Annotated in this window: 14 protein-coding genes; 10 read left to right on the top strand and 4 right to left on the bottom strand. The window is 70.4% G+C overall.

Annotation, left to right across the window (positions count from 1 at the left end):
* Positions 1-174 (bottom strand): hypothetical protein, encoded by a 174-nt coding sequence (locus ABIC47_RS05565; protein WP_020076342.1) that lies wholly within the window; start codon positions 172-174, stop codon positions 1-3.
* A gap of 2 nt (positions 175-176) precedes the next feature.
* Complete coding sequence (locus ABIC47_RS05560; RefSeq protein WP_018192659.1) at positions 177-578, bottom strand: ChaB family protein; 402 nt, start codon at positions 576-578, stop codon at positions 177-179.
* Between the two features lie 146 nt (positions 579-724).
* Between ABIC47_RS05560 and ABIC47_RS05555 the strand changes: the two genes are divergently transcribed.
* The 6 genes from ABIC47_RS05555 to gadC all read left to right on the top strand — a co-directional run bounded on the left by ABIC47_RS05555 (position 725) and on the right by gadC (position 7,230).
* Positions 725-1,939, top strand: a complete 1,215-nt coding sequence (locus ABIC47_RS05555) for a zinc-dependent alcohol dehydrogenase (RefSeq protein WP_354478112.1) — start codon at positions 725-727, stop codon at positions 1,937-1,939.
* A gap of 49 nt (positions 1,940-1,988) precedes the next feature.
* Positions 1,989-2,762 carry an alpha/beta fold hydrolase gene (locus ABIC47_RS05550; protein WP_354478110.1) on the top strand — a complete coding sequence of 258 codons (774 nt, stop codon included), beginning with the start codon at positions 1,989-1,991 and terminating at the stop codon, positions 2,760-2,762.
* On the top strand, positions 2,759-3,469 hold the full coding sequence (locus ABIC47_RS05545) for an esterase/lipase family protein (RefSeq protein ID WP_039731379.1): 711 nt from the start codon (positions 2,759-2,761) through the stop codon (positions 3,467-3,469). The genes ABIC47_RS05550 and ABIC47_RS05545 overlap by 4 nt, the downstream gene beginning before the upstream one ends.
* Positions 3,470-3,578: 109 nt before the next feature.
* Positions 3,579-3,935, top strand: a complete 357-nt coding sequence (locus tag ABIC47_RS05540; protein ID WP_018192656.1) for an META domain-containing protein — start codon at positions 3,579-3,581, stop codon at positions 3,933-3,935.
* Positions 3,936-4,115: 180 nt separating this feature from the next.
* Positions 4,116-5,549 (top strand): glutamate decarboxylase, encoded by a 1,434-nt coding sequence (gad, locus tag ABIC47_RS05535; protein WP_020076345.1) that lies wholly within the window; start codon positions 4,116-4,118, stop codon positions 5,547-5,549.
* A 58-nt stretch (positions 5,550-5,607) separates the two neighbouring features.
* Complete coding sequence (gene gadC, locus ABIC47_RS05530; protein WP_354478107.1) at positions 5,608-7,230, top strand: glutamate/gamma-aminobutyrate antiporter GadC; 1,623 nt, start codon at positions 5,608-5,610, stop codon at positions 7,228-7,230.
* Positions 7,231-7,234: 4 nt separating this feature from the next.
* On the opposite strand, the gene ABIC47_RS05525 is transcribed toward gadC, so the two are convergent.
* Positions 7,235-8,140 (bottom strand): SDR family oxidoreductase, encoded by a 906-nt coding sequence (locus ABIC47_RS05525; protein ID WP_354478105.1) that lies wholly within the window; start codon positions 8,138-8,140, stop codon positions 7,235-7,237.
* Positions 8,141-8,246: 106 nt separating this feature from the next.
* On the opposite strand from ABIC47_RS05525, the gene ABIC47_RS05520 reads away from it, so the two are divergent.
* The 3 genes from ABIC47_RS05520 to ABIC47_RS05510 all read left to right on the top strand — a co-directional run bounded on the left by ABIC47_RS05520 (position 8,247) and on the right by ABIC47_RS05510 (position 11,321).
* The gene (locus tag ABIC47_RS05520) at positions 8,247-8,810 is read left to right on the top strand and encodes a TetR/AcrR family transcriptional regulator (RefSeq protein ID WP_354478103.1); all 564 of its coding nucleotides are present in this window, start codon (positions 8,247-8,249) and stop codon (positions 8,808-8,810) included.
* 98 nt (positions 8,811-8,908) lie between these two features.
* Positions 8,909-9,847 (top strand): PrsW family intramembrane metalloprotease, encoded by a 939-nt coding sequence (locus ABIC47_RS05515; protein ID WP_354478100.1) that lies wholly within the window; start codon positions 8,909-8,911, stop codon positions 9,845-9,847.
* 151 nt (positions 9,848-9,998) lie between these two features.
* Entirely contained in the window at positions 9,999-11,321 is a 1,323-nt protein-coding gene (locus ABIC47_RS05510) for an IPT/TIG domain-containing protein (RefSeq protein ID WP_354478097.1), read from the top strand.
* Here ABIC47_RS05510 and ABIC47_RS05505 read toward each other — a convergent pair.
* A complete protein-coding gene (locus ABIC47_RS05505) occupies positions 11,293-12,267 on the bottom strand; it encodes an NAD(P)/FAD-dependent oxidoreductase (RefSeq protein WP_354478095.1) in 975 nt (324 codons plus the stop codon). The two genes, ABIC47_RS05510 and ABIC47_RS05505, sit on opposite strands and share 29 nt — an antisense overlap.
* A gap of 66 nt (positions 12,268-12,333) precedes the next feature.
* Between ABIC47_RS05505 and ABIC47_RS05500 the strand changes: the two genes are divergently transcribed.
* Positions 12,334-12,909 (top strand): helix-turn-helix domain-containing protein, encoded by a 576-nt coding sequence (locus tag ABIC47_RS05500; RefSeq protein ID WP_354478092.1) that lies wholly within the window; start codon positions 12,334-12,336, stop codon positions 12,907-12,909.
* The last annotated feature ends 6 nt before the right edge of the window (positions 12,910-12,915 follow it).

Here is a 12,915-nt window from a genome sequence, read left to right as displayed (position 1 = left end):
TTACTCGGTATGGCCGAGGACACCCACCGGGATGCCGAAGGAGAGCGCGATGCAGACGATGCCGGCGAAGAAAACGAGGCCCTGCCACGCCGGCAGGGTGTCGGCGAGCCCGAGGAGGAAGATCCCCACCAGGAACAGGATGAAGCATCCGATGAACGCGAGCACGTCGCCCATTGCTAGCCCTTCTTTCGCTTGGCCGCCGTCTCGCGACGATTGGCGCGCTTGATCTCGTCGATCAGCTCGTCCTTCGTCATGCGCGTGCGGCCCGAGATGTCGAGGCGCTTGGCGATCTCGAGCAGGTGCGCCTTCGACGCGTTCGCGTCCACGCCCTCCTCGGTCGGTGCGTCCGTGTCGCGGCCGCCGGCCGCCTTCCGGTCGGACGGCCCGTTCTCGGCCTTGCGCTCCCAGTGGTCGCCGACCTTCTCGTACTCGTGCTTGAGTGCGGCGAAGGCGGTTCGGTGCGCCCGTTCGCCCTCGCCGTACTCCTCGACCGCCGAGTCGTGCGCCTTCGACCAGAGGGCCTGGGCGTGCTTCTCCGAACGCTCGAGGGTGGAGGGCAGCTCCTGCGATGCGGGCATGGTCCTGTGGTACTCCTTCCGCTGCCGTCGGGGCTAGTACTTCTCCACAGCTACCCCACTCCTCCGGGTTTTCAACCGGGTCCTCGGTCGGCCCCCGCGGCGCGTACCGTCGCGCCAGTCTGGACACGCAACCGGGAGGAGACAACATGAAGGCGATCGTGTGGCACGGCGTCGGCGACATCAGGCTCGACGACGTACCGGACCCGACCATCCAGGAACCCACCGACGCGATCGTGCGCATCACGACCAGCGCGATCTGCGGCACCGACCTGCACATGGTCCGCGGCACCATGTCCGGCATGAAACCCGGTACGGTGCTCGGTCACGAGGCCGTCGGCGTGGTCGAGGACGTGGGGGATGCGGTGCGCGGCTTCTCGCCCGGCGACCGCGTGATCGTCTGCTCCACCATCTCGTGCGGGGTCTGCCCGCAGTGCCGCGCCGGGAACACCGCGCAGTGCGATGTCGCCAACCCGAACGGTCCGGCGGCCGGCACCTCCTTCTTCGGCGGCCCGGAGACGACGGGGCCGGTGAACGGGCTGCAGGCACAGTACGCGAGGGTGCCCTGGGCGCAGCACACCCTCATCCCGCTTCCTGAGGCGGTCAGCGACGAGCAGGCCATCCTGCTCTCCGACATCTTCCCTACCGCGTGGTTCGGCGCGGAGCTCGCCGGGGTGAAGCGGGGCGACACGGTCGCCGTCTTCGGCGCAGGCATCGTCGGTCAGTTGGCGATCGCGTCGGCCTTCCGCCAGGGCGCCGGCCGGGTGTTCGCCGTCGACGGCATCCAGACGCGGCTCGCGCAGGCGCTCGAACAGAACGCAGAGGTCATCGACTTCAACTCCGAGGCACCGGTCGACGCGATCCTCGAGTTGACCCGTGGCGCGGGCGTCGATGCGGTGATCGATGCGGTCGGAGTGGATGCGCAGCGCCCGAAGAGCGGTCCGGCCGCCGAGCAGGCGCAGGAGCAGGCGGCGGAGTTCGAAGAAGCGCAGCAGGAGGTCGCCCCGGAGACGAACCCGCAGGGCGACCTCTGGGTGCCGGGCGACGCCCCGACGCTCGTCTCGCAGTGGGCGGTGGAATCGGTCGCGAAGGCCGGGCGGATCGGCATCATCGGCGTCTACTCGCCGCAGCTGACGCACTACCCGATCGGCGCCGCGATGAACAAGAACCTCACGGTGCGGATGGGCAACTGCAACCACCGCGCGGTCACCCCGCCGCTCATCGACCTCGTCGCGGCCGGCCTGTTCGACCCGACGCGGTTCATCACGCAGGAGGTCGGCGTGGTGGATGCGCTGCAGGCCTACGAGAGCTTCGACCGCCGCGAGGAGGGCTGGCTGAAGACGGTGCTCGAGCCGACGGTGTGAGGCCGGGTCGTCGGCGGACAGCCCGGGGTGGCGCGGGTAGCGTGGTGAGGTGACCGACGACCTGACGCCTCCGCTCCCGCCCCGCGCCGTCGTCACGGTCGACACCGGTCCGCAGCGGCCGGCCCCGCAGCACGGGGACCCGACGGCTCCCGTCTTCGTGCTCGTGCACGGCATCGGGGTCAGTTCGCGCTACTTCGAGCGGCTGGTGCCGGCGCTCGCCGAGGAGGGGCGCGTCGTCGCCCTCGACCTGCCCGGGTTCGGCAAGGCGAAGCCGTTCCGTCCGGGACGCGGGCTCTCCATCGCGGAGTTCGCGGACTCCGTCGCCGCCCTCCTCGACGACGCCGGCATCGCCGACGCCGTCGTGGTCGGCCACTCGATGGGTACCCAGATCGCGGTGTGCCTGGCAGCCCGACGGCCGGACCTCGTGCGCGGCCTCGCGCTGCTCGGCCCGGTGATGGCACCGCAGGATCGCAACGCCCTGAAGGCCGGCGTGCTGCTCGGGATCGACACCCTGCGGGAGGACACCCGCGGCAACCGCATCGTCATCGGCGATTACCTGCACTGCGGACCGGCCTGGTATCTCGCTACGCTGCCCGCCATGCTGGAATTCCGCACCGAAGAGGAGCTGGAGCACACGACCGTGCCCGTCGTCGTGGTGCGAGGCGCCCGCGACCCGATCGCTCGCGACGAGTGGGTCGCCGAGCTGGCGAAACGGGCCGGTGGCACGGCCGCGCGCGTCCCCTCCGTCGCCCACCTCGTCATGCACGGCGCGCCCTGGCGCACCGCCGCCCTGATCTCGCGGCTGGTGCGGGTACCGGGATGAGGCGCACCGTGCTGCGCCGTGCCGGCGTGCTCGCCCTCGACTGGCTGTACGCCGGCCGTCACCAGCTGCGCGCCGCGTTCGACCGCAGCAACCCGGACGCGCTCGTTGCCGGCGAGGGCTCGCGCACACCCGTCGTGCTCATCCCCGGCATCTTCGAGACGTGGCGCTTCCTCCGCCCGCTCGCCCAGCACATCCACGCGTCCGGCCACCCCGTGCACGTCGTCACCGCGCTCGAGGACAACCGGATGTCCGTGCCGGAGGCCGCCGCGCTCGTGCAGCGCCACCTCGACGAGCAGGACCTCACGGATGTCGTCATCGTCGCGCACAGCAAGGGCGGCCTGATCGCCAAATACCTGATGGGGATGCCGGACTCGGGTCCGCGCATCCGCACCACCGTCGCCGTGGCCACGCCGTTCGGCGGGTCGTCGCTCGCCCGGTTCATCCCGATCTCGAGCGTCCGCGCACTGATGCCGTCGTCTCCCGGACTCGTCCGGCTCGCGCTCAACCGCGCGGTGAACGCCCAGATCATCTCCGTCTGGGGTTGGTTCGACCCGCACGTCCCCGCCGGAAGCAGGCTCGAAGGCGCCCGCAACATCGAGCTGGACGTCGGCGGACACTTCCGCATCCTCGCCCGGCCCGAGCTGCTCGCCATCGTCGACGAGGTGCTGTCCCCGACCGCCGTCGCCGACGACCGAGCCGCCGACTGACCCCGGATCGAGCACCGCGCCGCGCCCGATTCCCCCTGTCGCGCGCGGCGGCACCGGCGCTACCCTGGCGCCCAGAAAGCGGGGAGGGATCATGCTGAGCCACCGACGGATGCAACGTCTGACCGCGGTGGCCGCCGCGGTCCTGCTGCTCGCCGGGTGCGCCGGCACGCCGAGCGGGCAAGCGGTCGTGGGTCGGTGGGGCTCCACCTCGGCAGGGCAGCCGAACCTCGACATCGAGAACGACGGCACCTTCTCCGGCTCCGACGGCTGCAACACGCTCTCGGGCAAGGGCCAGATCGACGGCGACGAGATCACCTTCGGCCCGATCGCATCCACCCTCATGGCCTGCGAGGACGTGGACACCTGGCTCGGCAAAGCCGCGACGGGCAACGTCTCCGGTGACACGATGACCGTCCTCGACGACGGCGGCTCCACGATCGGCACGCTGAAGCGATCCGGCTCCTGAGCCCGTCCGGCGGGGCCGCCGACTGATCCGGGAAAAGCCGCGAGAACTGTCTATCGCGGCGAATCACGCCCTCGTTACGGTGACGCTGTTCGGCGCGGTCACGGATCGGCCGGCCGGACGACGTACAAGCGAACGTCCACTGCGCGAGCCGGTGCCCGCGCCGTCCGAGGAGTGAAGCGAATGACCATCTCAGAGTCGAAGGAGCGGGCGAAGGCGTCGCAGTCGCCCTCCACCGCCTACACCGGCACCAGCGACCGGACCCAGCTCAACCCGATCTTCGCCCGGCCGGGCGAGAGTACCGATCTGCCGGTGGACCGCATCCCCGACAACGAGTCGCTGCCCGAGACCGCCTACCAGATCGTCCACGACGAGTCGATGCTCGACGGCAACGCCCGCCTCAACCTGGCCACCTTCGTGGGTACCTGGATGGACGATCACGCCGCGCGGCTGTACGCCGAGTCCGCCGACAAGAACATGATCGACAAGGACGAGTACCCGCAGACCGCGGCGATCGAGACCCGCTGCTGGAAGATGATCGCGGGACTCTGGAACGCGCCGGACCCGGAGAAGGCGATCGGCACCTCCACCATCGGCTCGTCGGAGGCGTGCATGCTGGGCGGCCTCGCGCTGAAGCGCCGCTGGCAGCAGGCGAGAAGGGCCGAGGGCAAGTCGACCGAGAAGCCGAACCTGGTGCTCTCGAGCGCCGTTCAGGTCTGCTGGGAGAAGTTCTGCAACTACTGGGACGTCGAAGCCCGGTACGTGCCGATCAGCCTTGACCACAAGGTCCTCGACGGCTACGAGCTCGAGAAGTACGTCGACGAGAACACCATCGGCGTCGTCGCCATCATGGGCGTCACCTACACCGGGATGTACGAGCCGGTCGCGCAGATCTCCGAGGCCCTGGACCGCATCCAGGCGGACACCGGGCTCGACATCAAGATCCACGTCGACGGCGCCTCGGGCGGGATGATCGCGCCCTTCCTGCAGCCGCAGCTGGAGTGGGACTTCCGCGTCGATCGGGTCGTTTCCATCAGCACGTCCGCCCACAAGTACGGCCTGGTCTACCCGGGCCTCGGCTGGGTGGTCTGGCGCACGGTGGAGGACCTCCCCTCCGACCTCGTGTTCGACGTCACCTACCTCGGCGGGCACATGCCGACGTTCGCGCTGAACTTCTCGCGCCCGGGCGCCCAGGTGCTGCTGCAGTACTACCTCTTCCTGCGGCTCGGGTTCGACGGCTACTACCGCGTGCAGAAGGCGTCGCAGGATGTCGCGCTCTACCTCTCGGGGGAGATCGCCAAGATGCCCGCCTTCGAGCTGTGGAACGACGGCTCCGACATCCCCGTCTTCGCCTGGCAGCTGAAGAAGGGGCACACCGAGAACTGGAACCTGTACCACCTGTCGGAGCGCCTGCGGCTGAAGGGATGGCTCATCCCCGCCTACCCGATGCCCGACGACATCAGCGACCTCACCGTGCAGCGCATCGTCGTGCGCAACGGGCTGAGCCGCAACCTGGCGGAGTCGCTGATCGGCGACATCCAAGAGGCCGTCGCGTACCTCGACCAGCTCGAGGGGCCGATGCCGCTGGAAGGCCAGACGGCCTCCTTCACCCACTGATCGCCGGAACGCGATCGAGACCCCGGCGCAGCGCGCCTCACACGAGCGGGAGAAGACCATGACCGCAACGAGCGAGCCGAACAAGTCCGCGACGGACTATACGCGGGCGGACGGCACACCGGCGCCCGGGCCCGACCACGTCAAACCGCATCCCTTCGACTCCGTGCCGCACAAGCCGGCGATCGGGTCGCCGGGCACGACGGCGCGCACGTTCATGAGCATCACCCAGCTGGCGATGCTCACCGTCGTCGCCGTCGCGTCCCTGCGCAGCCTCCCCGCCATGGCCGGGTACGGGCTGGGCTCGGTGACGCTGTTCATCATCCCGGCGATCTTCTTCCTGATCCCGGTTGCGCTCGTCGCCGCCGAGCTCGCCACCGGCTGGAAGGGCGGCGTCTTCACCTGGGTGCGCCTGGCGTTCGGCGAGCGCTGGGGCTTCCAGGCGATCTGGCTCCAGTGGGTGCAGAACGTCGTCTGGTATCCGACGCAGATCGCGTTCATCGCGGCGTCGCTGGCGTTCGTGTTCCTCGACCCGAACCTGGCGAACTCCGGCCTCTACACGGCGATCGTGATCCTCGTCATCTACTGGTTCTCGACGTTCATCACCCTGCGCGGCGGCAACCTGTTCGCGAAGGTCGGGTCGTGGTCGGGACTCGCCGGCACGATCTTCCCGGGCGTCCTGCTGATCGTGTTCGGCGCGATCTGGCTCGGGACGGGACAGCCCAGCGAGACGCCGCTGGAGGCGTCGGCGATCATCCCGCCGTTCACCGGCATCGCCTCCATCGTGCTGATCGTCTCGAACGTGCTGGCGTACGCCGGCATGGAGGTCAACGCCGTCCACGCGAACGACCTCAAGAGCCCGGGCAAGGGCTACCCGAAGACGGTGCTCATCGCGTCGATCCTCATCCTCGGGATCTTCATCTTCCCGACGATCGCGATCGCGGTGGCTGTTCCGTCGTCCGAGCTCGGGCTCACCACCGGCATCAACCTCGCGTTCCAGACCTACTTCGACACCTGGGGGATGTCGTGGGCGACCCCGCTCATCTCCCTGCTGATCGCGCTCGGCGCGTTCGCCTCCGTGGTCACCTGGATCGCCGGACCGTCGCGCGGTCTGCTCGCGGCGGCGCGCTCGGGCTACCTGCCCACGTTCCTGCAGCGGCGGAACAAGGCGGGCGTGCAGGTCGGCATCCTGAACGTGCAGGGCATCGTGGTCACGCTGCTCGCGGCGTTGTTCATCTTCGTGCCGAACATCAACACCGCGTTCATCCTGCTGGTGGACATGGCCGCGGCGCTCTACCTGATCATGTACATGATGATGTTCGCGGCCGCGATGCGGCTCCGCCGTACCCACCCGGACGTCACGCGCAGCTACCGAACGCCGGCGATGGGACTGATCGCGACGATCGGCTTCCTCGCCTGCCTGGCCGCGTTCGCGCTCGGGTTCGTGCCGCCGGAGGGCTTCGCGGCGGGCGCGCCGGGATGGGCGTACCCGGCGCTCGTCGCGGTGATCGTCATCCTGCTGGGCGTCCCTCCGCTGATCTTCTACGCCGCGCGGCGTCCGGGCTGGGACCAGCGCACCGCGGCGGAGAAGGCGACCTTCGACGACGTCCTCGTGAATCCACCCGACGACTCCTCGTCCTCCTCGTCCCCTCCCTCTCCGCCCTCTCCGCCTCGAGCCCCGTGAGGGGTCAGGCCGCGGCGCGGGCGAAGTAGGAGCCGGCGGCCAGGTCCTCCAACAGGGTCGGGCCGGTCGGCGCCCAGTCGAACCGGCGCTGCGTGAGTGCGCTGGAGGCCTGGAGGTCGAGGGCGAAGATCCGCCCGATCCACCCGAAATGCGCCTCCACGTCGGCAGGGTCGATCGACACGGCGGGGAGGCCGAGCCCGCCGCCGATCGCCTCGGCGATGTCGCGGGTGCGCACCCCCTGCTCGCCGATCGCGTGCACGACGGTCGCGGCTCCGGCGTTCTCCAGGGCGTGGGCGACCAGGCGGGCGGCATCCCCTCGGTGCACGGCGGGCCAGTGGTTCGACCCGTCGCCCACGTAGGCGGCGACGCCCTTCTCGCGTGCGACGCGCACCAGCTCGGCGGTGAAGCCGTGGTCGCCGGCGCCGTGGACGGTCGGGGCGAAGCGCAGGGCGACCGGGTGGATGCCGCGGTCGACGAAGCCGAACGCCAGCTCCTCCGCTCCTCCGCGCGGGGCGTCCGGTCCGGAGAACGGTGCGAGGTCGTCTTCGGTCGCGATCTGGCCGGGCGCGACGAACGCGACACCGGAGGCGAACAGCAGGGGCGCATCCCTGCCCTCCAGGGCGTCTCCGAAGGTCTCGAGGGCGGCGCGTTCCGCGCGACCCGCTCCCGCCTGGTCGCTGAAGTCGTGGTTGTAGCCGAGGTGGACGACGGCGTCGGCCGCGGCGGCGGAGTCGCGCAGGACGTCCAGGTCGGTCAACCCGCCGGAGACCGGTTCGACGCCCGCGGCGCGGAGGCGCGCTGCGGACGCGTCCGACCGGGCCAGCCCGCGGACCTCGTGGCCGGCGGCGAGGAGTTCGGGGACGACGGCTGATCCGATCCAGCCCGATCCTCCGGTGATGAATACACGCATGATGTGCTCCTTTCGCTCGTCTCTTCCCGATCGATCGACCGCTGATGTCAGAGACTGACGTCAGCGTAGCACTCATGTCAGCAACTGTCATCACTACACTGGACACATGGGACGCTGGGAGCCGGATGCGCAGGGACGTCTCGGGCGCGCCGCGCTCGAGCTCTACCTCGACCCGGGATACGAGCAGACGACGGTCGCCGACATCGCCGCCCGCGCAGGCGTGACCGAGCGAACGTTCTTCCGTCACTTCGCCGACAAGCGCGAGGTGCTCTTCGCCGGGTCCGCCGCGTTCCAGCAGACGGTGCTCTCGGCCATCGCGGACCACACGGAGGCCACGACCGCGCTGGCCGCCGCCGCCGCGGGGATGGATGCCGCGGCAGCGTTCCTCCAGAGCAGTCCCGACCCGACGTTCGCACGCCGACGCGCGGCCGTCATCGCGGCGAACGCGAGCCTTCAGGAGCGCGAGCTGCTGAAGCTCGCGACCGTCACCTCCGCGTCCGCCTCCGCTCTGGTCGAGCGCGGCTTCGAGCCGGACGAGGCGGCCGTCGCCGCCGAGGCCGCGATGGCCGCCTTCCGTCTTGCCTTCGAGCGCTGGATCGCCTCCGACGAACCGCTCGACCTCCGCGAGCTCGTCGCCGAGGGCGTCGCACGCTTCCGCTCCCTCGCCTGAGCCCTGTCGGCGAGCCGGTGCCCTGGCGGCGAGCTGGTGCAGTGGGAAGATGATCGCACTGTCAGCGGGCGGCGCGGCATCGAGCGAAGGGGAGTCGGATGGCAGCACAGACGTGGACGGACCGGCCCGAAGCAGCGCCGCACCCGCACCATCATCACGGCTGGTGGTGGAAGACGCTGCTCACGGGCCTGGCGCTGTGGATCCTGACGATCGTCGTGACGATCGTCACCGGCAATACCAACCTCATCCCGACGCTCATCCTCCTCGGGAGTTTCCTCGTCCCGTTCTGCGTTGTCCTCTTCGCCATCGAGCGCGTGAGCGGCAGCGTCAGCTCGCTGCAACTGGTGCTCGCCTTCTTCATCGGCGGGATCTTCGGCGTGCTCGGCGCCTCGCTGCTCGAGGTGAATCTGCACCAGAGCTATTGGCTGTATCTGCTGGTCGGCCTCATCGAGGAGCTGGTGAAGGGCATCCTGCTGGTCATCATCGGCTGGCGGGTCGTGCCGAAGACGGCCACGCAGGGCGCCCTGCTCGGGGCGACCGTCGGAGCGGGCTTCGCCGCGTTCGAGTCGGCCGGGTACGCCTTCAATGCGGCGATCACGGCGCGCGGCATCGACCTCGTTTCACTGCTGCAGACCGAGGTGCTCCGTGCGATCCTCGCGCCGGTCGGCCATGTGCTCTGGACGGCGGTGCTCGGTGCCGTGCTGTTCGGCGCGGCGCGGGGACGCGACCGCTTCCGGTTCTCGATCTGGATCGTCGTGACCTACGTCGGCGTGGCCATCCTGCACGGGCTCTGGGATTCGGCGAGCGACCTGGCGGCCGTCATCGCCCTGCTCGCGAACGGTCGCGCGGTCGAGGAGCTCACCACGGCCGGCGGTCTCAGCGCCCAGACCGCGTCGGCCGTGACCGCGCTGGCCGGCATCCTCTACATCGTCGTGCTGATCGTCGTCGCGGCCGGCGGCATCCTGACCCTCTGGCTCGTGCTGCGGCATTACCGCCGCGCCGAGCGGCTGCGGGCGGTCGAGCGGCCGGCTGCCTGACAGCCGTTTCCAAAAATCACCCGCAAACGGGGGGCAGCGAAAAGCGGGTGCTTGCCCGAAGCTAAATACAAACGTCGACCCCCCGGACACGGTGGAGGTCGGCGTTTGCTATTTGGGGGAATCACACATGAATCAACAGGGGGAACACCACATGACAACATCCACGAGCCGCGCGCGCGGCCGCATCGCCACGGGGGGCGCGGTGGGGGCCGCCCTCGCGGTGCTCCTCGGCTTCCTCGGCCTCGGCGCCCTTCCGGCGCAGGCCGCCGTGCCGCGGGTGGTCGCCGCTGCGGCCGCGACGCTGATCGCGCCCACGAGCGGAACCCCTCTGGGCGGCGACACCGTCACCATCACCGGCACCGGTTTCACCGGTGCGACCGGCGTCACCTTCGGCGGGACCCCGGCGACGACCTTCACCGTGGTGGACGACACCACGGTCACCGCGACCACGCCTGCGCACGCACCGGGTGCAGTGGATGTCGTGGTGCAGCAGCCGACGGGAGACTCCGCGCCGCTGACCTACACCTTCCTCGCACCGCCGACCGTCACCGACGTCTCCTACAACCGGGTCTCGGAAGCCGGCGGAACCGTCGTCACCGTCTCGGGCACCGGATTCACGGGAGCCACGGGCGTCACCTTCGGCGGCACTGCAGCGCCGGCCTTCACGGTCACGTCGGACTCCATGATCACCGTCACCACCCCCGCGCATGCGCCGGGCGTCGTGGATGTGGTCGTCGAGCATCCGAATGGGGATTCGCAGCCGGGCTCGATCACCTACGTCCCCGTGACGACAGCCGTCATCACGAGCCTGTCGCCCGACCACGGGCCGTCCGTCGGCAACCCGACGATCACCATCACCGGCACCGGTTTCTCGGGCGCGTTGTTCGTGCTGGTCGCATCCGCACCCGTTCCGTTCACGGTCGTGTCGGACACCGAGATCACCTTCTCCCTGCCGGGCCTTCGTGGGCAGGTGCCCGTCCAGGTGCAGACGGCGAACGGCGTCTCGGGCGCGGCCACGTTCACGTACGACCCGCTGCTCGTCGTCACGGGGGTGAGCCCGGCGAGCGGGCCGACGACCGGCGGCACCCTGGTCACCCTGAGCGGTGAGTGCTTCACGGGTGCGACCGGCGTGACGTTCGGGGGTGTGCCGGCACGGACCTTCACCGTCGTGGATGACACCACCATCACCGCGATCGCGCCGGCCGGTTCCGGCGTCGTCGACCTCCAGGTGCAGCCGTCCGTCGCCTGCCAGGGCCTGCTGCAGACGGCGATCTTCACCTACGTCGCCGTGACCGCCTCCACCTCCGCCGACGGACCGACGGCCACCCTGGCCGACACCGGTTCGTCGACCCCGGCCGGACCGATGCTGGCGGGCGGGGGCGTGTTCCTCGCCGCCGGAGCCGCCCTGCTCGTCGCCCGGACCCGGCGTCGCGGCCTGACTCCTGTCAGCGGCCCGCAGCAGCCGACCGTCTGAGCGCCACCGCGCGGTCGGCGTCCTCCAGCGCGAGTTCCGCGTTGATCTGGGCGCCGGCCAACGCGCCGGTGGCTGCGGCGGCGCCGACCTGCGCCTTGGCGTCGGCGACGTTGCCCGCGGCCCACACCCCGGGCACACCTGTTCGGCCGAAATCGTCCGCCTCGATGCTGGTGCCCATCCCACCGGGCAGCTCGACGCTGCGCAGACCCAGGGACTGGAGGCCGTGCGTGCGGGCCTCCATACGCGAGCCGACGGCGAGCACCTCCCGCGCGACCAGCGTGCCGTCGTCCAGCCGGACGCCGGCGATGCGGTCGTCCGCCGTCTCGACGGCCGCGATCCGTCCCTCGACGACCGGGACGCCCAGCGCGTCGAACCGAGCCCGGGCGGCCTCGTCGGGGTCGTGACCGTTCGCGAGGTATACGACGTCATCCGAGAGCTGCCGGAACAGCAGCGCCTGGTGGACCGATCCGTCGCCGGTCGCGACGATTCCGATGGCCCGGTCGCGGACCTCCCAGCCGTGGCAGTACGGGCAGTGCACGAGGTCGCGTCCCCAGCGCTCGGCGAGGCCCGGGATGTCGGGGAGCACATCCCGCAGCCCGGTCGCGACCAGCAGGCGGCGTGCCCCGACGGTGCGTCCGTCGCCGAGGGTCACGACGAATCCGTCGCCCGAGCGCACCGCATCCGTCACCTCGCTGTCGAGGATGCGTCCGCCATAGCGTCGGACCTCCTCGCGCCCGATCCGCAGCAGCTCCGCCGGCGGCATCCCCTCACGGCCGAGAAGACCGTGCACGCCGTCTGCCGGAGCGTTGCGCGGCGACCCCGAGTCGATCACGAGCACCTCCCGCCGCGAGCGCGCCAGCATGAGTGCGCCGTTGAGTCCTGCCGCACCGCCGCCGATCACCACGGCGTCCACCGTCTCGTCCTGCTGTTCCCACTGGTCCGTCATGCAGCCAGTGTCGACGCCGGCCCGCCGGGATGGCAAATATTCTTGCCGAAATGGCAAAATGATCCCATGGACACCGAAGACGCCATCGCGGCCGCCGGGGCCCGGCTGCGCAGCCTGCGCACCGACCGCGGCCTCACACTCGCCGAGGTCGAGCAGACCACCGGCATCTCCACCAGCACGCTGAGCCGCCTGGAGTCCGGCCGCCGCAAGGCGACTCTCGAACTTCTGCTGCCGTTGGCGCGCGTGTACGGCACAACGCTCGACGAGCTCGTCCGGACGCCGCCCTCAGACCCGCGGGTGCGTGCCCGGCCGATCGACTGCGAGGGGATGACACTTCTGCCGCTGTCCCGGCACGCGACGGGACTGCAGGCCTACAAGATCGTCATACCGCCCCGTGCTCGCGCCGTCCCGCGGCAGCGTACCCACGAGGGGTACGAGTGGCTCTACGTGCTCAGCGGCCGGCTCCGCTTGCTGCTCGGCGACGAGGAGGTCGTGCTCGAGCCCGGGGAGGCGGCGGAGTTCGACACGCGGGTGCCGCATTGGTTCGGGGCCGAGCCGGGAGGCGCGGTCGAACTGGTGTCGCTGTTCGGGTCGCAGGGCGAACGGGCGCACGTGCGCGCCCGCACGACGACGGCGGCATAGCAGCAC

The sequence above is a fragment of the Leifsonia sp. 563 genome (genome assembly GCF_040545055.1).
Taxonomy (GTDB): Bacteria; Actinomycetota; Actinomycetes; order Actinomycetales; family Microbacteriaceae; genus Leifsonia.
This window is presented reverse-complemented; position numbering and strand designations above follow the sequence as displayed.

Excerpts from the sequence above, each read along its gene's own strand:
- gad (WP_020076345.1), top strand. The coding sequence starts at position 4,116 with ATGACCATCTCAGAGTCGAAGGAGCGGGCGAAGGCGTCGCAGTCGCCC.
- ABIC47_RS05505 (WP_354478095.1), bottom strand. The coding sequence starts at position 12,267 with ATGACGGACCAGTGGGAACAGCAGGACGAGACGGTGGACGCCGTGGTG.
- ABIC47_RS05525 (WP_354478105.1), bottom strand. The coding sequence starts at position 8,140 with ATGCGTGTATTCATCACCGGAGGATCGGGCTGGATCGGATCAGCCGTC.
- ABIC47_RS05560 (WP_018192659.1), bottom strand. The coding sequence starts at position 578 with ATGCCCGCATCGCAGGAGCTGCCCTCCACCCTCGAGCGTTCGGAGAAG.
- ABIC47_RS05540 (WP_018192656.1), top strand. The coding sequence starts at position 3,579 with ATGCAACGTCTGACCGCGGTGGCCGCCGCGGTCCTGCTGCTCGCCGGG.
- ABIC47_RS05545 (WP_039731379.1), top strand. The coding sequence starts at position 2,759 with ATGAGGCGCACCGTGCTGCGCCGTGCCGGCGTGCTCGCCCTCGACTGG.
- ABIC47_RS05510 (WP_354478097.1), top strand. The coding sequence starts at position 9,999 with ATGACAACATCCACGAGCCGCGCGCGCGGCCGCATCGCCACGGGGGGC.
- ABIC47_RS05500 (WP_354478092.1), top strand. The coding sequence starts at position 12,334 with ATGGACACCGAAGACGCCATCGCGGCCGCCGGGGCCCGGCTGCGCAGC.
- ABIC47_RS05565 (WP_020076342.1), bottom strand. The coding sequence starts at position 174 with ATGGGCGACGTGCTCGCGTTCATCGGATGCTTCATCCTGTTCCTGGTG.
- gadC (WP_354478107.1), top strand. The coding sequence starts at position 5,608 with ATGACCGCAACGAGCGAGCCGAACAAGTCCGCGACGGACTATACGCGG.
- ABIC47_RS05555 (WP_354478112.1), top strand. The coding sequence starts at position 725 with ATGAAGGCGATCGTGTGGCACGGCGTCGGCGACATCAGGCTCGACGAC.
- ABIC47_RS05520 (WP_354478103.1), top strand. The coding sequence starts at position 8,247 with ATGGGACGCTGGGAGCCGGATGCGCAGGGACGTCTCGGGCGCGCCGCG.
- ABIC47_RS05515 (WP_354478100.1), top strand. The coding sequence starts at position 8,909 with ATGGCAGCACAGACGTGGACGGACCGGCCCGAAGCAGCGCCGCACCCG.